The sequence below is a fragment of the Bacillus sp. FSL K6-2839 genome (assembly GCF_038003365.1).
In the GTDB taxonomy this organism is placed as follows: domain Bacteria; phylum Bacillota; class Bacilli; order Bacillales; family Bacillaceae; genus Bacillus.
The window spans coordinates 1-18,238 of record NZ_JBBOOZ010000002.1 but is presented as its reverse complement, the minus strand read 5'-3'; the positions used below and the strand labels follow the sequence as shown (position 1 = coordinate 18,238).

At 44.5% G+C, this 18,238-nt stretch carries 17 protein-coding genes; all 17 read left to right on the top strand.

Annotated elements, in window-relative coordinates:
• Window positions 1–58: 58 nt before the first annotated feature.
• Window positions 59–1,933, top strand: coding sequence for a polysaccharide biosynthesis protein (locus tag MHH26_RS14230; protein WP_066030343.1), 1,875 nt, complete (start codon window positions 59–61; stop codon window positions 1,931–1,933).
• On the top strand, window positions 1,899–3,038 hold the full coding sequence (locus MHH26_RS14225) for a glycosyltransferase family 4 protein (RefSeq protein WP_340973850.1): 1,140 nt from the start codon (window positions 1,899–1,901) through the stop codon (window positions 3,036–3,038). Before MHH26_RS14230 ends, MHH26_RS14225 begins: the two co-directional genes overlap by 35 nt.
• Before the next feature lie 2 nt (window positions 3,039–3,040).
• Window positions 3,041–3,880: a glycosyltransferase family 2 protein gene (locus tag MHH26_RS14220; protein WP_340973848.1), complete on the top strand. Its 840-nt coding sequence runs from the start codon at window positions 3,041–3,043 to the stop codon at window positions 3,878–3,880.
• The gene (locus tag MHH26_RS14215; protein WP_340973845.1) at window positions 3,873–5,003 is read left to right on the top strand and encodes a glycosyltransferase family 1 protein; all 1,131 of its coding nucleotides are present in this window, start codon (window positions 3,873–3,875) and stop codon (window positions 5,001–5,003) included. Before MHH26_RS14220 ends, MHH26_RS14215 begins: the two co-directional genes overlap by 8 nt.
• A gap of 14 nt (window positions 5,004–5,017) precedes the next feature.
• Window positions 5,018–6,121, top strand: coding sequence for an EpsG family protein (locus MHH26_RS14210; protein ID WP_307500275.1), 1,104 nt, complete (start codon window positions 5,018–5,020; stop codon window positions 6,119–6,121).
• Between the two features lie 27 nt (window positions 6,122–6,148).
• Window positions 6,149–7,171 carry a glycosyltransferase family 2 protein gene (locus MHH26_RS14205; protein ID WP_307500274.1) on the top strand — a complete coding sequence of 341 codons (1,023 nt, stop codon included), beginning with the start codon at window positions 6,149–6,151 and terminating at the stop codon, window positions 7,169–7,171.
• A 5-nt stretch (window positions 7,172–7,176) separates the two neighbouring features.
• Window positions 7,177–8,205 (top strand): polysaccharide pyruvyl transferase family protein, encoded by a 1,029-nt coding sequence (locus MHH26_RS14200; RefSeq protein WP_370876280.1) that lies wholly within the window; start codon window positions 7,177–7,179, stop codon window positions 8,203–8,205.
• A 28-nt stretch (window positions 8,206–8,233) separates the two neighbouring features.
• The gene (locus MHH26_RS14195; protein WP_307500273.1) at window positions 8,234–9,748 is read left to right on the top strand and encodes an MATE family efflux transporter; all 1,515 of its coding nucleotides are present in this window, start codon (window positions 8,234–8,236) and stop codon (window positions 9,746–9,748) included.
• A gap of 20 nt (window positions 9,749–9,768) precedes the next feature.
• A complete protein-coding gene (locus MHH26_RS14190; RefSeq protein ID WP_060597336.1) occupies window positions 9,769–10,362 on the top strand; it encodes a sugar transferase in 594 nt (197 codons plus the stop codon).
• Window positions 10,325–11,011: an acetyltransferase gene (locus tag MHH26_RS14185; protein WP_307500271.1), complete on the top strand. Its 687-nt coding sequence runs from the start codon at window positions 10,325–10,327 to the stop codon at window positions 11,009–11,011. The genes MHH26_RS14190 and MHH26_RS14185 overlap by 38 nt, the downstream gene beginning before the upstream one ends.
• On the top strand, window positions 11,011–12,189 hold the full coding sequence (locus MHH26_RS14180; protein WP_307500270.1) for a DegT/DnrJ/EryC1/StrS family aminotransferase: 1,179 nt from the start codon (window positions 11,011–11,013) through the stop codon (window positions 12,187–12,189). The genes MHH26_RS14185 and MHH26_RS14180 overlap by 1 nt, the downstream gene beginning before the upstream one ends.
• A gap of 149 nt (window positions 12,190–12,338) precedes the next feature.
• Complete coding sequence (gene nikA / locus MHH26_RS14175; RefSeq protein ID WP_340973838.1) at window positions 12,339–13,961, top strand: nickel ABC transporter substrate-binding protein; 1,623 nt, start codon at window positions 12,339–12,341, stop codon at window positions 13,959–13,961.
• Window positions 13,962–13,979: 18 nt separating this feature from the next.
• Complete coding sequence (gene nikB / locus MHH26_RS14170) at window positions 13,980–14,924, top strand: nickel ABC transporter permease subunit NikB (protein WP_106048199.1); 945 nt, start codon at window positions 13,980–13,982, stop codon at window positions 14,922–14,924.
• Entirely contained in the window at window positions 14,921–15,754 is an 834-nt protein-coding gene (gene nikC / locus MHH26_RS14165; protein ID WP_066030351.1) for a nickel ABC transporter permease subunit NikC, read from the top strand. Before nikB ends, nikC begins: the two co-directional genes overlap by 4 nt.
• A gap of 4 nt (window positions 15,755–15,758) precedes the next feature.
• The gene (locus MHH26_RS14160) at window positions 15,759–16,574 is read left to right on the top strand and encodes an ABC transporter ATP-binding protein (RefSeq protein WP_307500267.1); all 816 of its coding nucleotides are present in this window, start codon (window positions 15,759–15,761) and stop codon (window positions 16,572–16,574) included.
• 13 nt (window positions 16,575–16,587) lie between these two features.
• A complete protein-coding gene (nikE, locus tag MHH26_RS14155) occupies window positions 16,588–17,403 on the top strand; it encodes a nickel import ATP-binding protein NikE (RefSeq protein ID WP_034660031.1) in 816 nt (271 codons plus the stop codon).
• Window positions 17,404–17,465: 62 nt separating this feature from the next.
• The coding region (locus MHH26_RS14150) for an MATE family efflux transporter (RefSeq protein WP_340973835.1) at window positions 17,466–18,238 on the top strand (773 nt) is incomplete at its 3' end.

Below are 18,238 nucleotides of genomic sequence, written 5' to 3'. Positions count from 1 at the left end.
GACGGGTTTGATGCCCATTTTACGTAAGAATAGTGATGTTGAAAAAGGGGGAGGAGCGTTGACTTACGCCCAAAGATTATCAATCATCGTGGCACTAGATTCATATCTCATCTTAGTGGCTGTCTTTTTTGGCTTTCAATTTGTCCAAGAAGCGGCGTTAACTGTTTATACATTTGAAATGCTCGTCATTTCTTCGCTCAGTCTGCTCATTGGGCACCATTTGTTTTCGTATATTTTTCACGTGTACAAGCAAGTATGGGCTTATACAGGGGTAAGAGAGCTATTTTCTTTAATGAAGACCTTTGTGTGTTCTTTTTTATTTTCAATGGCAATGCTGTACCTTTTCGTGCAGACATGGCCCTTTCGGTTTTTGTTCATTGTGTGGCTTTTCCACGTATTATTCATCGGTGCATCTCGAATGGCCTCTCGGCTATTTCATGATGGTGCAAAGCGGCTGCAGGTAGAAAAGGAGCGGGCCTTAATCATTGGCGCCGGATCAGCCGGGACCATCATCGTTCGTCAGCTTCAGCAATCGAGTGATGTACATATTGAACCAGTCGCCTTCATAGATGATGACAAGACGAAGCATAAGCTTGAAATCATGGGACTGCCTGTTCTAGGGGGAAAAGAACAGATTCAAACAGCTGTTGTGATGATGGATATTCAAAAGATCATCATCGCCATTCCGTCCAAAAGCAGCCATACCTTAAAAGGGCTGTATAAGGAATGCGTAGCGACTGGGGTCAAAACGCAGATCATGCCAGAGATGGAGCAGATTTTAAAAGGAACTCATGCGCTGAATCAATTACGGGATGTACAGCCAGAGGATTTACTCGGAAGAGAACCGATTCAATTAGATTCAAGCCGTCTATCTGTCCATTTAAAGGGGAAAACGATTATGGTCACAGGAGCAGGCGGATCGATTGGGTCAGAAATCTGTCGTCAAATTTGTGTGTTTGCTCCTCAAGCGATTGTGCTTGTGGGACACGGGGAATTTAGCATTCATTCTATTTTACTAGAGCTGAAAGAAATTTATGGGGACACCATCAGTCTCTATCCACAAATTGCAGATATCCAAGATAAACAGAAAATGAGTGAAATCGTTGGTCAGTTTCAGCCGGATATGATTTATCATGCCGCGGCACATAAGCACGTCCCGCTCATGGAGATCAGTCCAAAAGAAGCAGTGAAAAACAATATTATCGGGACAAAAAATGTCGCAGAAGCTGCACATGAGCATGGCATTGAAACATTCGTCCTCATTTCCTCTGACAAAGCGGTCAATCCTGCCAATGTGATGGGCGCCACAAAGCGATTTGCTGAAATGCTGATCATGCAAATGGGGGCAAGCAGTGAAACAAAATTTGTAGCGGTTCGATTTGGAAATGTACTCGGAAGCAGGGGAAGCGTCATTCCAATTTTTAAGAAACAGATCGAACAAGGCGGGCCGGTCACGGTCACGCACCCAGCCATGACAAGATATTTTATGACCATTCCAGAAGCATCAAGGCTTGTCATTCAGGCGGGTGCACTGGCAGAAGGAAGACAGATTTTTGTATTAGATATGGGGGAGCCAGTGAAAATTGTTGACCTCGCAGAAAACCTCATTCACCTCTCAGGCTATACCACAGACCAGATTCCGATTACGTTCACAGGCATTCGTCCTGGGGAGAAAATGTATGAAGAATTACTCAACCAGCATGAAAAAGCACAGGAACAAATTTTTCCGAAAATTCATATCGGTCATGCGCTGGATGGGGACCCATATGTGCTGAACCGCTTTATCCATGAATTTGACATGATGAGTGAAGAGCAAATGAGAGAAGCATTGTTTGCTGCCATCGAATCGCATGATTTGTTGTCTGAACAGATGACCAGAGAGGAGGAAGCGCTTGCCAATGAAGAAAAAAGTCTTGTTTTGCGCAACGGTTGACTATCATTTTAAGGCATTTCACCTTCCATATTTCCGGTGGTTTCAGGAACAAGGATGGGAAGTGCATACAGCAGCAAATGGTCAGCTGGAGCTGCCCTATGTGGATCAAGCGCACTCAATTCCGATTCAGCGCTCACCTTTTCATGTGCACAACCGGTTTGCGTATGTGGAGCTGAAGAAGCTGTTAGCGAAAGAGCACTACGACTTCATCCATTGTCACACACCAATGGGAAGTGTTATTGGCAGACTTGCAGCCAAAAGCGCGCGCAAAAAAGGAACGAAGGTTCTTTACACAGCACACGGCTTTCACTTTTGGCAGGGGGCGCCGCTTCAAAACTGGCTGCTCTATTATCCGATTGAGCGATGGCTCGCCCGCCATACAGACGCTTTGATCACTATTAATGGAGAGGATTTTAAAAGAGCAGATCGTCTATCAAAAGAGCGTTCATCTGTCTATTATGTTCCCGGTATGGGTGTGGATATGAAACGATTTGCACCAGTTGATGAAAAAGAGAAGCAGCGTCTTCGTGCAGTCTATGGCTTTTCCTCGGAAGATTTTATTGTGCTGTGTGCTGGTGAATTAAATGCGAATAAAAACCAAGGGATGCTCATCAAAGCATGTGCACAGCTATATAGGAAAATATCAAATGTGAAGATCGTATTTGCCGGGGAAGGCACAATGAGGCCGATGTATGAAAAGCTGGTTTGCGGGCTCCATCTTGAAAAGCATGTCCACTTTGCTGGTTTTTGCAAACGAATTGAGGAATGGCTGCATTTGAGTGATGTATGTGTGTCGACTAGTTTGAGAGAAGGGCTTGGCATGAATCTGCTTGAAGCGATGTCTGCGGAAAAGCCGGTCATTGCAACGGAGAATAGAGGACACTGTGAGCTGATCAGACATGGCGTCAATGGTTTTTTAGTCAAACCGCATGATGTGAATGACTTGGCTGATTATTTGCACCAGCTCTATCACAAAAGGGATCAGCTGCCCCTCATGGGAAAAGCGGGACGCTCCTTAGCGCATGCATTTGCACAGGAGCAGGCGGTGAGTGCTATGGAAGAAATTTATACAACTTATATGGATCAAGCAGAGAAGGTGATGTGAGCATGCGTAAGCCAAAGGTGTCTATCATCATGGGTGTCTACAATTGCCAAGACACAGTAGAAGAAAGTATTGAATCCATTCTTTATCAAACATATGACAACTGGGAGCTCATCATATGTGATGATGCATCAACAGATGGCACCTATGAAAAAGTGCTGTCTTATACAAAACGAGACCCTGAAAGAATTCGCCTTATTCGCAATGAGCATAATCAAAGGCTTGCTGCCAGTCTGAATCGCTGTCTCGCTGAAGCAAGGGGAGACTTGATTGCACGGCAGGATGGCGACGATGTATCAGTACCAGTTCGTTTAGAAAAACAGGTTCATTTCCTAGAAACACATCCTGAATATGATGTGGTCGGTACGGCGATGACGGTGTTTGATGAATCGGGTACAAAAGGTGTACGTGCACTGATTTCAGAGCCTGATCGGAAAGTGCTGGCAAGAGGGACGCCGTTTTGTCATGGAACCATTATGATGAGGGCTGCTGCATACAAGGCTTTACATGGGTATCGCTCTGTGAAAACAACAAGGCGGATGGAAGATATCGATCTTTGGATCCGTTTTTTTGCTGCGGGGAGAAAAGGCTTTAATTTACAAGAGCCGTTATACCTTGTGAGAGAGGATGAAGCGGCCTTTCAGCGCCGTAAGTTTCAATATTCGATGGATAATGCCTGGCTCGTTTTAAAAGCATGCTGGTTATTAAAATTGTCGCCGGTTCATTATCTGTTTGCACTAAAGCCGGTGGTCCGCGCCTGTTTATCACCGAAGATCATGAAATTTTATCACCAGCGGAAGTTGGAGGCGTCTTTGTTGAAAAGGAGGACGATTCGGGATGAGTGAGCCAAAGCGTGTACTCCATATTGTGGGCGGGATGAACCGCGGCGGGGCTGAAACGATGATTATGAACATCTATCGTGCACTCGATAGAAATGTCCTTCAATTTGACTTCATTACCCACCGAAAGGATGTCTGTGATTATGATGAGGAAATTCAGAGGCTCGGGGGACGTATCTTCTACGTCCCAAGTATTGGGGCATCCTCTCCTTTGGCATTTGTGAAAACATTGACAAAGACAATCAAGCGAACAGGACCGTATCAGGCAGTGCATGCCCATACGGATTTTCAAACAGGTTTCTCCGCACTTGCTGCGAAATTGGCGGGTGTGAAGGTGCGGATTTGTCATTCGCATAATACAGCTTGGAAACAGTCGCCAAATTTGGTAGACCATATGATGCTCAAAGGGTTTCGCCAGCTGATCTTTGCATTTTCTACACAGCTTGTTGCATGCGGTGAGGATGCCGGTTCCTTTTTATTTGGGCAGAAAAAAATGAAGAATGGACAAGTTGAGGTGCTGCCGAATGGGATTGATTTATCCCTTTTCTTTCAGCCTGATCCAGACGAAAAGGTGAAGATCAAAAAGCAGCTGGGTCTTCACGAAAAGAGCATGATTATTGGTCATATTGGCCGGTTTCATGAGCAAAAAAATCACGTTTTTTTTATGGAACTGGCACAGACCTTAAAGAAACAAGGGGTCTCATTTCAACTTGTCCTTGTAGGGGATGGACCACTGAGGCAGGTGGTTGAATCATATGCGAAGAAGGCAGGCTTGTTAGACGACATTGTCTTTACAGGCGTCGTATCAGACGTTCCGCAGTATATGAAAGCATTTGATGTATTTGTGATGCCGTCCTTGTTTGAAGGACTTCCGCTTGTATTAGTGGAAGCACAGGCATCTGGATTGCCTTGTGTGATTTCAGATCATATTACAGAGGAAGTGGATTTAGGCTGCGGTCTTGTGAAAAGAATGTCGCTGCGGGATTCTGCGCATGAATGGATGAAGGCGGTGCTTGAAGCATATCATGCAGAGCCTCCTCTTCAAGAGACCATTACGTCCCAGCTTGAACAAAGAGGATTTGATGTCAAACAGAACATCACACGTGTGATGAATGGATATGGACTGTAAGGAAGGAATGGCAGATGGCGGTTTATTTGGTGAACATGATCATGGTCTATTTATGGTCGAGCTTTGCCGCATTTTACGGCAGGCGTGATGATACCATTCAAAGCGGATGGCGGCCTAACAAGATTCTGGTGTTATTTCCGTTTTTGTTTCTTTGTATTGTCGCTGGTATTCGGTACAAAGTAGGAACCGATTTTGTCACATATGGACAGATGTATGAGTTCTCCGTCAATTATGAAAAGCCTTGGCATATATTCGGATTTGGTGTGGACAAGGCGGCCACTGACCCAGGATTTACGTTTATTTTATGGATGCTCAATCAACTGTCCCGTGATCCGCAAATCATGTATATCTCGGTTGGGGCGATCACCTATTTTTTTATCATCAAGACGCTCATTCAATATGGCCGTCCCTTTGAGCTGAGTATGCTGCTTTTTCTCGGCACTTTTCATTATTACGCTTCGTTTAATGGCATGCGTCAGTATATGGTGGCTGCGGTTCTTTTTTATGCCATCCGTCTTGTGATCAATGGTCAGTGGAAATTGTATTTTCCGCTTGTCCTCGTATGTTCATTGTTTCATTCATCGGCTCTCATCATGATTCCGGTGTATTTTATCGTGAGAACAAAAGCATGGTCTTGGATGATGCTGGTCTTATGCATGATTTTCTTAGGGTTAACCGCTCTTTATGACCGCTTTGTTTCCGTGTTTGTCGTGATGCTGCAAGGCAGTTCATATGGGCATTACGAGGAATGGCTCACAACGAATACGAATGGAATGAATGTGACAAAAATTGGTGTGTTGGTTTTGCCGCTTTTACTTGCTTTCCTTTATCGAAAACGACTTCGTGAGCTGACGCCTGAGAGTGATTACATTGTGAATTTTTGTTTGCTCGGTTTCTTGTTTGGCATCCTTGCTACAAAGGATGTCATTTATGCAAGATTTCATATTTATTTTGGCTTGTACCAGCTCATTTTACTGCCATATTTCACCCGTATTTTTGATCAGCGGTCTAATGTCTTTATCTATGTAGGGATTGCTGTTTGCTATATTCTGTACAGCATCATGCTGATGCCGTTCGATTCATCTGTTTTACCGTACAGGACGATATTTACAAAGTAGATTTGGAGAAAGGTGGGGCATGTTGTAATGCCAGCTATCAGTCTATTGGTCGCAGTCTACAATACGAGTCAATATGTGGAGCAATGCCTTCAATCAATTGCAGATCAAAGTTTTTCAGATATAGAGGTCATTCTCGTGAATGATGGATCGACGGATCACAGCGGAGAATGTCTTGAAGCGTTTGCTGCGCAAGATCAGCGCTTTCGGGTCATTCATCAAACAAATCAAGGGTTAGGCGCTGTGAGGAACCGGGGCATCGAAGAAGCAAAAGGGACGTATATCGCCTTTATTGATTCAGATGATATTCTCACGCCTCATTACTGTGAAGCCTTGTATGAAAAAGCTGAAATGACCGGCGCAGATCTTGTTGTCAGTGAGTACTGGATTCAATTTGAACAGTCAAAGCGAACCATACCAACGACGCTGTTAGCCGAGCGATCAGCCGAAAAGACGAGTTTAATTGAAGCGTTATTGCACGGAGACATCACGGGGTTTTCATGGAATAAGCTGTATCGGCGTGCCTTTATCGAAGAACATCACATTCGATTTCCGCTGCGGGGGGAACTTGAGAACATAGAAGATCAATATGTGACGCTGCGCTGTTTTTCTTTATCACGCAGCATCGCCTTTGTTCATGAACCTCTTTATTACTACAGGGTTCATCTGTCATCTATTGTGCAGCGATATCAGAAGCAGTATTTTCATCATGGACTGACCTTTTATCATGCGCAGCGCTTGTTTTTGAAAGAATATGATGACATCTCTCTGTATGAGAAGGCACTTGATTTTTTTATTGTCAATCATACTCTTCATTGTATGCTCAACGAATGGAAGAGCCAAAATGCCCTCTCTATTCGGGAAAAGCTTGATCACATGCGGGAAATGGTGACACACGAGGCCTTTCTGCATGCCGTCAAACAAGTGGAACCATCGAAGCTCACCGCTCGAAAGCGAATGATTTTATTCCTTGCTAAGTGCCGGTTGGTTTATCCGCTTTCTGCCGCCGCTTCAAGCTATCAAAAATGGATCGAATATCAAACAAGGAAATAGGGGTGATGAGATTGACATTGCAGCAATTGAAGGCGCACGCCGCAGAGTGGCTGCTCTTAAAGGTTAAATATCCACTTGAATATCGACTGAGCCGCCAAAGCCTGCCAGAGCTGAGTCATCAGAAGAAAATCATTCTCACGCTGCTGCCGGGGCATGATAATTTAGGGGATCATGCGATTGCCTATGCGAGTTATTGTTTTTTAAAAGAGCACTTTCCCGCTTATGACATCATGGAAGTGGACATGAAAGAGATCTATCGCCTCGCTCGTCCGTTAAAGCGTATGCGGCACCCAGAAGACATCGTCTGTATCATCGGTGGGGGCAATATGGGGGACTTATACCGTTATGAAGAATGGACGAGACAATTTATCATGAAGACCTTCAAGTCCTATCCGGTGATTCAACTGCCGGCCACTGCCCATTTTACAGAAACAAAGAGAGGAAAAAGAGAGGAACGCCGCGCCATTCAGACATACAAACATCATCCAAGGCTGCTTCTCATGGCAAGAGATCAAACAACCTATACATGGATGAAGCAGCACTTCTCTGATCAAGATGTGTGGAAACAGCCTGATATGGTGCTGACATTAGACGAAGCATCAAAGGAACAAAAACGTGAAGGGGTTCTGCTTTGTCTGCGTGAGGATAAGGAAGCCTATCTCACCAAGGAGAGCCGGCAGCAGCTGCAGCAGCATATTCAAGACACGTATGATCAAGTCGGTTTCATCACAACGACAATTGGCAAACGAGTTGATCGAACGACTCGCTTAGATGAATTATCTGCCTTATGGACAGAGTTAAGAAAGGCGCAGGTCGTCGTGACAGATCGGCTTCATGGCATGATCTTTTGTGCGATTACGCATACACCATGTGTTGTCCTCAGGTCGTTTGATCATAAGGTGATGGAAGGGTATGAATGGGTGGCTCATCTTCCGTTTTTGACGCTATTAAAAGAACCGAATGAGGCGACTGTGAAAGAGGCGATTCATCAGCTGATGAAAACGAGCGGACAAAAGGGAGAGGAAGCTGGATGAAAGCTTTTAAACGCTGCGTGAAAACAAAATGAATCGAGCGTTTCTTTACAATGCCAGTGCAAACTTCATGACGTTTGTCTTGATGATGCTTATGTCTGTTTGTTTAACACCGTACATCGTTCATACACTTGGAGTGGAAGCATTCGGCTTAATCCATCTGACGCAAAATATGATCAACTATTTATCGGTTATTACGGCTTCATTAAGTGCTGTTGTGGTGCGTTTTTTTTCTGTGGCGGCTCATAAAGGAGAAATGGAGAAGGCGCAGCGCTATCTCTCATCTTATTTCGTTAGTTCCATTGTTTTATCGATCAGTCTTTTTCTGTTTTGTCTGTTCATGTCCCGTCAGCTGGTAGAGTGGCTTCATGTGCCTGATTATCTCGCAAAAGACACACAGACCGCCTTTATATTAGGGGGTCTTTTATTTATGCTCAATTTTGTCATGTCCGGCATTGGGGCTGCGCCGTTTTATGCGAATAAGTTATATGTATCAAGTGTTGGTCAGGCCATTCAGATGTTTTTGAGGGCATTTATGATTGTGATGCTGTTTACATGGACGGCACCAGCCATCTGGCATATTCCGCTTGCGGCCGTCATAGGAAGCTTGGCGGCTATGGGAATCGGTATCTATTATTTTAAAAAACTCATTCCTTGGTTTTCGTTTAAGTGGCGGCACGTCTCATTATCTTCTAGTCTCACACTTGTTCGATCAGGGGTCTGGCATTCTTTTGAGCAAATGGGAATTTTGTTGTTTTTACAAATTGACTTATTGATGACCAACCTGCTCATTGGAGCGGAAGCGACGGGACAGTATGCGGCGATTTTACAATTCCCATTATTATTACGCACACTCGCAGGGACACTGGCGGTTGTATTTGCCCCAACGATCACGAAATTTTACTCGAATCAAGACAAAGAAGGTCTCATCCAATATGCAGCCAGTGCCATTAAATGGAGCGGTTTATTTGTCGCGTTCCCAGCCGCTTTACTAGGAGGGCTCGCCGGTCCGCTCATGCTTTTATGGCTTGGACCTGCCTTTGAAGAGCTGAAATGGCTTCTCATGATTCATGCAGCTTATTTATGTTTGACCTTGATGTTTTTACCGCTGACATATGTGCCGACCGCTTTTAATCGATTGAAAGTTCCAGCGGTGGTCACGCTCATATTAGGTGTATCCAATGTGCTTTTTGCCTATGGATTGACTCATATGCTTCAGCTTGGCTTATATGGCATTGCATCAGCAGGAGCGATAGTTTTATTGATGAAAAATATCGTGTTTCTGCCATTTTATACGGCCCACATCACGAATCAGAAACGCACCATCTTTTACAAACATACATTGGTTCCACTTGCAGGAGCGCTCATGATTTGGGGCGTCTGTGCAGGGATTCAAGCGATTTATGACGTGACCTCATGGTGGGAACTGTTTTGTATTGGTGGTCTTTGTTTCATTCTCTATATGGGCTACTTGTATCAATTTGCAGGAACAAAACGAGAGCGGCAGCAGCTGGTGCATAAGGTAAAACAAGCTGTTTCCCGCTAGTGAGATAAGGAGATTTAATGATGAAAAGAATGTTAGATGTGATGGTGGCATTGACGCTGCTCATCGCAGGCAGTCTTCTTTTTCTTCTGATTTATGGACTGATTCGGTGGAAAATTGGGACGCCTGTGTTGTTTCGGCAGAAGCGGCCTGGTCTGTATGGCCGGCCATTTATGCTATATAAATTTCGGACGATGACCGATGAACGCGACGAGCACGGGGGGCTCCTGCCAGATCATCTTCGATTAACAAAAACCGGCGCCTTGATTCGCAAGCTCAGTCTTGATGAATTGCCGCAATTAGTCAATGTCCTAAAAGGAGAGCTCAGTCTCGTTGGACCAAGGCCTCTTCTGATGGAGTATCTGCCGATGTATACAGAGGAGCAAGCAAGGCGCCATCTTGTAAAGCCTGGCATTACTGGATGGGCACAGGTGAATGGAAGGAACACGATCTCCTGGGAGGAGAAATTCACCTATGACCTCTGGTATGTCGAGCATCAAACGTTTTGGCTTGATATGAAAATTTTATGGATGACCTTGCTGAAAGTCATCAAAACAGAGGGGGTGCAGCAGCCGCATCATGCCACAGCTGAAAAATTCAAAGGAACCGATATGTAAAGAGCAACCCATAGGTTTAATTGGGGCTGGCGGGCATAGCAAAGTTATTCAGGATATGATTGTTGCACATCCCGATTACTCATTATGTGCCGTATTAGATGATCAATTTGAAGAGGAGATCACTCAAAGCGGCATCTTGTATGGACCGATCTCCATGAGTCAACAGCTGAGAGAGACAATGCCTCATATGAAATGGCTGATTGCTATTGGGCAAAATGAGATGAGACAGCTAGTAAAGGAACGCCTCTCATTTGAAAACAAGGCGTTTGCCACACTCATCCATCCAGAGGCAGTCGTAAGTCCATCAGCGGTCATTGGAAGGGGAACTGTCGTGATGGCAAGGGCAGTAGTTCAAGCAGATGCAGCAATCGGTGAACATGCGATTATCAACACAGGATCTATCGTAGAGCATGACTGTATACTCGAATCGTTTGTGCACCTATCACCAGGAGCAGTGTTAACTGGCTGTGTGTCTGTACGAATGGGTACCCATATTGGGGCAGGTGCTGTTGTGATACCCGGGATATCGATCGGAAGCTGGACAATCATTGGCGCAGGAGCCGCAGTAACAAGAGATATACACGATCAGAAAGTCGCTGTAGGCATTCCTGCAATAGAAATCAAAGATCGGAGAGAAGGTGGGAAATGATGCAAGAAAAGAAACGAATTTACTTATCGCCTCCGCATATGAGCGGAAAAGAGTATCTGAAAATAGAGGAAGCCTTCAAGAGCAACTGGATTGCGCCGCTTGGACCTCTGGTGAATGAATTTGAGCAGGTAGTCGCGGGCTATGCAGGAGTGAAGACAGGATCGGCTTTATCTTCAGGAACAGCAGCGATTCACCTCGCCTTAAAGCTTATTGGTGTTCAAAAAGGGGACGTTGTCTTTTGTTCAACCCTCACATTTGTTGCAACTGCAAATCCGATTTTATATGAACAAGCGACGCCCGTTTTTATTGATTCTGAAAGGGATACATGGAATATGTGCCCGCTTGCTTTAGAGAAGGCATTTGTGGAATCAAAACGACTTGGAAAAAGACCCCGCGCAGTCATTGTCGTGCATTTATATGGACAAAGCGCAAAAATGGACGAGATCATGGCGTTGTGTGAAGCGTATGATGTGCCAGTCATTGAGGATGCCGCTGAATCGTTAGGCGCTCTGTATAAAGGAAAAAAAAGCGGTTCAATGGGCAGGTTCGGCGTCTATTCGTTTAATGGAAATAAAATCATTACAACGTCCGGGGGTGGAATGCTTGTGAGTGATGATGAAGCTGCGATCGAACGCTGCCGCTTTCTCGCTTCACAGGCAAGAGAGCGCGCTATGCATTATGAGCATCAAGAGATGGGATACAACTATCGCATGAGCAACCTGCTAGCAGGTGTCGGGATTGCTCAGATGGAAATATTGGACGAGCGTGTTGAGCAAAAACGCCGCATTTTCAAGAGTTATCAGGAAGCGTTATCTGAAGTAGAGGGTCTTTATTTGATGCCAGAATATCAAGACACCAAGTCCAACCGCTGGTTGACCACATTGACCATTGATCGTGATAAGCAAATGTATCCAGTGGACATCATTGCTGCACTAGAAAAAGAACAGATCGAAGCAAGGCGTGTATGGAAGCCGCTGCACCAGCAGCCGCTCTTTCGGGATTGTCCTTTTTATTCAGCGGCGAAAGGCACTCCCGTATCTGAGTTGTTATTTGAAACAGGGCTTTGTCTCCCCTCTGGAACAAGTATGACAGAAGCTGAACAGGATCGTATCATTGACACACTTCGTAATGCCCTGCGAGAAAAAACATTCACCTCTTCACAGGCTGCTCATTCGTAAGCAGCCTGCCTCTCTTTCTATCAAATTCATCAATTAATGGAATAAATAGGTATATGTATTGTCAATTCGTTTTAAATATGATATTGACAAAGGGGTCCTTCCTCCTTAAAATGAAAATGATTATCAGCGTCAATTAGGAGGAACATCTTATGTCTATTTGGAGTAATTTTTTTCCGAAAATTAAAATAAATACAGTATTACCTTTCCTGCTGATCTTTTTATTAGTAGGCTGCTCTCAAGCAAACAATGGAGCAGAAGGAAACAAGGATCATCCTGACATGATCACGATGGCTTGGCCGAGAGATATTGGCGAAATGAATCCGCACGTATACAACCCATCGCAATTGTTTGCACAATCAATGATTTATGAGCCATTGGTCAGCTATCAAAAGAATGGAAAGCTAAAACCTGAATTAGCGAAATCATGGGATGTTTCAAAGGATGGCAAGGTGTATACTTTTCATTTAAGAGACAATGTGACGTTCTCAGATGGATCTGATTTTAATGCAAACATTGTGAAAAAGAACTTTGATTCCATCTTAAAAAACAAGGATATACATAGCTGGTTAGGTGTTATAAAAAAAATCAAAAAGACAGAAGCAGTAGACAAGAAAACGTTTAAACTCACATTAACAGAGCCATATTATCCAACTGTTCAAGAATTAGCAGTTGTCCGCCCGGTTCGTTTCTTAGGCGAAGCAGGCTTCCCTAAAAATGGAGATACGTCAAAAGGAATTGAAAAACCAGTGGGGACAGGCCCTTGGGTATTAAAAACATACCAAAAAGATGACTATGCCATTTTCGAACGAAATGATCATTATTGGGGAGAAAAACCAAAGGTTAAAGAAATTAAAGTAAAGGTGATCCCAGATGCGGAAACGAGAGTCATGGCATTTGAAAAAGGCGATGTAGATATCCTTTACGGAGAAGGAACCATTAGCCTTGATGCCTACAAACAGCTAGAGGCGAGCGGCAAGTATGAAACAAAAATGTCAGAGCCTGTAGCAACGAGACAGCTTGTCATGAACACAAAAGTGGATCAGTTGTCAGATGAGAAAGTGCGTCATGCCCTTCAATATGCTATTAATAAGAAATCAATGGTAGAAGGTGTCACCTCTGGCTTAGAGGATGAAGCAGATCACATATTGCCGACCAACATGCCTTACACATCTGATATTAAGGTGAAGTCTTTCCAGTATGATGTAGACAAAGCGAAAGCATTGCTGGATGAAGCAGGCTGGACACTTCCAAAAGGAAAAACCGTTCGTGAAAAAGATGGAAAAGCGCTTGAATTTAGTATGATGTATGACTCAGCAGAATCGATTCAAAAAGCGATGGCTGAGACGCTTCAAGCAGAATGGGGAGCCATTGGCGTTGGCGTCAAACTTGAAGGTGTGGAGCTGGCAACACAGGTGCAGCGCTTTAAAGCCAACAAATTTGATATGAACTTCTTTAGCAACTACGGAGCGCCTTATGATCCGCATACATTTATGAACGTCGTCTCATCAGATGGTTTTGGATTCAAAGAAGCCATCTCAGCCTATCCAAATAAGGACAAGCTGATCAAAGAAATGAGCGAAATTCCATCAACAACCAATGAAAACAAACGAAAAGCACTTTATTCGTCTGTGTTATCTTCATTACAGGATCAAGGGGCGATTGTGCCAATCTCTTATTTTAAAAAGACAGCCGTTTATCAAAAAAATGTGAAGGACTTTGAGTTCCCAGCAAATCGCGATGAACATCCATTCACAGGCATTAAGCTGAAGTAATAGAAGGAAGGTAAGGAAATGGGCCGCTATATCGTCAAACGCATGCTATCAATCATCCCTGTATTTTTATTAGCCACACTTTTTACGACTGGTATGATTCACCTTTCACCAGTTGACCCGGCTGAGGCATATTTAGCAGCGGCTCATATCCAGCCTACGGATGAAATTTTAGCGCAAAAACGAAGTGAATTTGGTTTAGACCAACCGTTTTATATGCAGTATCTTCACACCATTGAAAAAGTCATTCACCTTGATTTTGGCCAGTCGTATATGTCGAACCAGCCTGTGCTCAATGAGGTGATCTATAGAATACCAGCGACGATTCAATTGGCGCTGACTAGTCTGCTGATAGCTATTTGTGTCAGCATTCCGCTCGGCTTTTTCAGCGGCATGAGGAAAAATGGCGTCGTTGATCATATGAGCCGGCTTATTTCTTTTTTAGGAGCATCTATCCCGACGTTTGTCTTGGGGTATTTGCTCATCTTCTTTTTTTCAGTGAAGCTCGATCTTTTACCAGTTGAAGGGGTCGGAACATGGGAGCATCTCATCCTGCCGTCGATCACACTGGCCGTCCCTTTAATTGCTACGTATACAAGGCTATTACGATCAAGTGTGAGTGAGGCGCTTCAAGAGCCTTTTGTTCAATATGCGAGAATCAGAGGATTAAAGGAACGGTCGATCATGTTCAAGCATGTATTGAGAATCGCGATATCGCCAATGCTGACAGGGCTTGGGGTGAATCTTGGCAAGCTGCTGACAGGAACCATTATCGTAGAGGCGGTTTTTTCATGGCCGGGGTTTGGGCGCTTCTTTATTGAAGCGATCTTTAACCGGGATCTGCCGGTCATTCAATTCTATGTCCTCATGGCAGCATGTATCTTTATCTTGAGCAGCTTGATTGTGGACTTGCTACAGCTGATCATTGACCCCCGTATTTCCAGAAAGGAAGGCCGCCAGCCATGATGACAAAAGGAAAATATCTCTTCTCTCATCAAAAGATGATCTCGATCTGTGTGGTGCTCCTTGGTCTATTGCTGATTGTGACAGTATGTGCACCGTGGATCGCTCCACATGATCCGGCGGCTGTCAATCTAGCGATGAAGCTAAAGGGGTCTTCGTGGGAGTATCCTCTTGGGACAGATCAATTAGGCCGATGCAATTTATCTCGAATTTTATATGGTGCACGTGTTTCGCTAGGCTGTGCGTTATTAATCTTTCTCTCTTCTTTATTGATTGGGTTAATCATTGGTTTGTTGTCAGGTTACAAAGGCGGCTGGATCGATCACGTCTTGATGAGAATCTGCGACGGGATCATGGCATTCCCGAACCTGGTGCTGATTCTTGGATTAGTCGGCATCTTTGGTCCTGGACTTTCTCAAGTAGTGCTTGCCTTGATGCTGGTACAATGGGTATACTATGCTCGCGTCTTTCGAGGAATGGTGCTGAGTTTAAAAGAACAGAACTTTATTGCTGCTGCAAAAATCAGCGGGACATCCCACTGGAACATCATGAGAAAGCATATGATTCCAAATGTCCTGCCGCCACTCGCGGTCATTGGTACACTCGAAATGGGCTGGGCGATTATGGACATTTCTGCGATGTCCTTTCTCGGATTAGGCGTTCAGCCTCCTATGCCTGAATGGGGAGCCATGATCCATGAAGGGAAGTCGTACATTCAAACGAATCCTCAGTTGATGCTGTACCCAGGTCTTGTGATTATGGCTGTCGTGGTCCTCTTTAATTTACTAGGAGAGGCCCTCTCAGAGAAATATGGTATCAAACGCCGTGTGTAAAGGAATGATCGATGTGCAAGAGTCCATTTTACAAATAGAGAACCTGCATGTGCAGACGAAAACGCCTCATGGGACAACCTCTCTTATTCAGGACGTATCGTTTGAAGTAGGGCGTGGTCAAATCGTTGGTTTAATAGGTGAGAGCGGCTGCGGGAAAACGGTGACAAGTATGTCGATCTTACATATGCTTGATCGAAAAACTACGGAAGTCACTGGCAGCATCACATTACAAGGACGAGAATTGATCGGTATGAGTGAAAAGGATATGCGCTCTATTCGGGGCAAAGACATCTCATATATTATGCAAAATCCAATGAACAGCTTTACACCAGTATGGACGATCGGTCATCAGCTGATTGAAACCATCCGCCGGCATACCGCTGTCAGTAAAAGGCAGGCACAAGCGAAGGCAATGGATGCGTTAGCGCAGATGAATCTGCCGCAGCCAGATCAGCTGTTAAACAAGTATCCCTTTGAACTAAGTGGCGGCATGCTGCAGCGTGTCATGATTGCCATGGCTGCCTGCATGCACCCGCCTCTTCTCATAGCAGATGAACCAACAACTGCTTTAGATGTACACACGCAGAAGCTGGTGCTTGAGCACCTAAACCAAATTCGTCATGAGTATGGAACTGCCATTTTGCTCATTACTCACGATCTTGGCGTCATTGCAGAAATGGCAGATCAGGTTGTCGTCATGAGACAAGGAGAAATGGTTGAAAAGGCAGAAGTGCTTGAGCTTTTTGAAAACCCGAAGCATGATTATACAAAGAAACTATTAGCAGCTCGTCCATCCATCCCAGCTGTTTGCCCGATTTGAGGTGAGAAGGCCCTTGCATTTATTAGAAGTGAAAGCAGTTAGTCATTCATACAACAGCCGGTCGTTTCTGATGAGAAAAAAAGGTGCAGACCAAGTCTTAAGCGGCGTCAATTTAATCATTGAAGAAGGCACATGCCTCGGATTGCTGGGGCAAAGCGGCGCAGGGAAAAGTACACTAGGCCGCATCATACTTGGTCTAGAGAAACCAAGAGCCGGTCAGGTCCTTTTTGAAGGGCAGGATATATATTGTGCAGATCAGCGAACACGCAAACATTATCGCCGGCATGTGCAAGCGGTGTTTCAAGATTCATATTCGGCGGTGAATCCAAGGTGGACAGTCGAACAAATTTTATCCGAGCCGCTTGAAAACTATGAAGCTATGAGCCGACAAGAACGCAAAAACGTGTTGATTCACTGGCTGGAAAGAGTCGGGCTCAGTGAAAAGGACTTGTCTAAATATCCGCATCAATTCAGCGGCGGCCAGCTGCAAAGGATCAACATCGCAAGAGCCTTATTGCTGCAGCCAAAGCTCGTCGTACTGGATGAATCCGTCAGCAGCTTAGACATGGTTACACAGGCTGTCATTTTAGATTTATTAGTAGAATTAAAGAAGGAACTGGGTGTCGCTTACTTATTTATTACACATGATATGACGGCAGCCTATCATGTAAGTGATCAATTGGCGATATTGGATCAAGGTGAACTTGTTGCTCAATTTCAATCAAAGGATGATTTCTTTTCATCAGAAGAGACAGCGGTGCAGAAAATGAGAGATGCAATGCTCGCAGACCATCCTTTGTCCCGAACAATTGGCAGACCGGTTCGGTAAATCTTCATTTCATCAACGCCTCTTTTAGAAGAGGCTATTTTTCATGAAAGGCAGGTGGCATCGTGAACCATCGAGCGTATTTAGCTTTGGCCATTCCTTTAACCATCTCAACGATGACCACTCCATTACTTGGAGCTGTTGATACAGCAGTTGTCGGTCAGCTCGCCAATCCCGCTTATATTGGAGGCGTCGCGGTTGGCAGTCTCATTTTCAGTACACTATATTGGCTCTTTGGTTTTTTGCGGGTGAGTACATCTGCTTTTGCCGCCCAGGCAAACGGGGCGCAGAGTGAGGAGCAGGGCGTACTTGCTTTTCTAAGACCTTTTTTAATCGCCATCATTGTCGGCCTTTGTTTTATTGCCCTGCAATGGCCAATTATTCAATCTGCTTTTCTAGTGATTTCTCCCGCTGCGGATGTCCGGCAATTTGCAGCAGATTATTTTCATATTCGTATTTGGGGTGCCCCGTTTACCTTGATGAATTATGTGATATTAGGGTGGCTGATGGGAATGGCAAAAATGAAAGAAGCCCTCTCTTTACAAATCTTGATCAATGTCATGAATATGGTCCTTGCCCTTCTGCTTGTTCATGTGTTTTCTTTTGCAGTCAAAGGGGTGGCGGCTGCGACATTGATATCTGAATTAACCGCCTTTGTGCTAGGCGCATGGATCATCATGAAGCATTCAAAAAACGGGTTCCAGATGCCTTCTCTTAAGAAAATCATGGATACACAGGCAGTTCAGAAAATGTTTCATGTGAATAAAGATTTGTTTATTCGGACGATTTGTCTGCTAGTGGTGATTAACATGTTTACAGCGAAAGGTGCTTCTTTTGG

Bases quoted from the DNA above. Each gene is read 5' to 3' on its own strand.
- MHH26_RS14225 (WP_340973850.1), top strand. From the start codon at position 1,899: ATGAAGAAAAAAGTCTTGTTTTGCGCAACGGTTGACTATCATTTTAAG.
- MHH26_RS14220 (WP_340973848.1), top strand. From the start codon at position 3,041: ATGCGTAAGCCAAAGGTGTCTATCATCATGGGTGTCTACAATTGCCAA.
- MHH26_RS14215 (WP_340973845.1), top strand. From the start codon at position 3,873: ATGAGTGAGCCAAAGCGTGTACTCCATATTGTGGGCGGGATGAACCGC.
- MHH26_RS14210 (WP_307500275.1), top strand. From the start codon at position 5,018: ATGGCGGTTTATTTGGTGAACATGATCATGGTCTATTTATGGTCGAGC.
- MHH26_RS14205 (WP_307500274.1), top strand. From the start codon at position 6,149: ATGCCAGCTATCAGTCTATTGGTCGCAGTCTACAATACGAGTCAATAT.
- MHH26_RS14200 (WP_370876280.1), top strand. From the start codon at position 7,177: ATGAGATTGACATTGCAGCAATTGAAGGCGCACGCCGCAGAGTGGCTG.
- MHH26_RS14195 (WP_307500273.1), top strand. From the start codon at position 8,234: ATGAATCGAGCGTTTCTTTACAATGCCAGTGCAAACTTCATGACGTTT.
- MHH26_RS14190 (WP_060597336.1), top strand. From the start codon at position 9,769: ATGAAAAGAATGTTAGATGTGATGGTGGCATTGACGCTGCTCATCGCA.
- MHH26_RS14185 (WP_307500271.1), top strand. From the start codon at position 10,325: ATGCCACAGCTGAAAAATTCAAAGGAACCGATATGTAAAGAGCAACCC.
- MHH26_RS14180 (WP_307500270.1), top strand. From the start codon at position 11,011: ATGCAAGAAAAGAAACGAATTTACTTATCGCCTCCGCATATGAGCGGA.
- nikA (WP_340973838.1), top strand. From the start codon at position 12,339: ATGTCTATTTGGAGTAATTTTTTTCCGAAAATTAAAATAAATACAGTA.
- nikB (WP_106048199.1), top strand. From the start codon at position 13,980: ATGGGCCGCTATATCGTCAAACGCATGCTATCAATCATCCCTGTATTT.
- nikC (WP_066030351.1), top strand. From the start codon at position 14,921: ATGATGACAAAAGGAAAATATCTCTTCTCTCATCAAAAGATGATCTCG.
- MHH26_RS14160 (WP_307500267.1), top strand. From the start codon at position 15,759: ATGATCGATGTGCAAGAGTCCATTTTACAAATAGAGAACCTGCATGTG.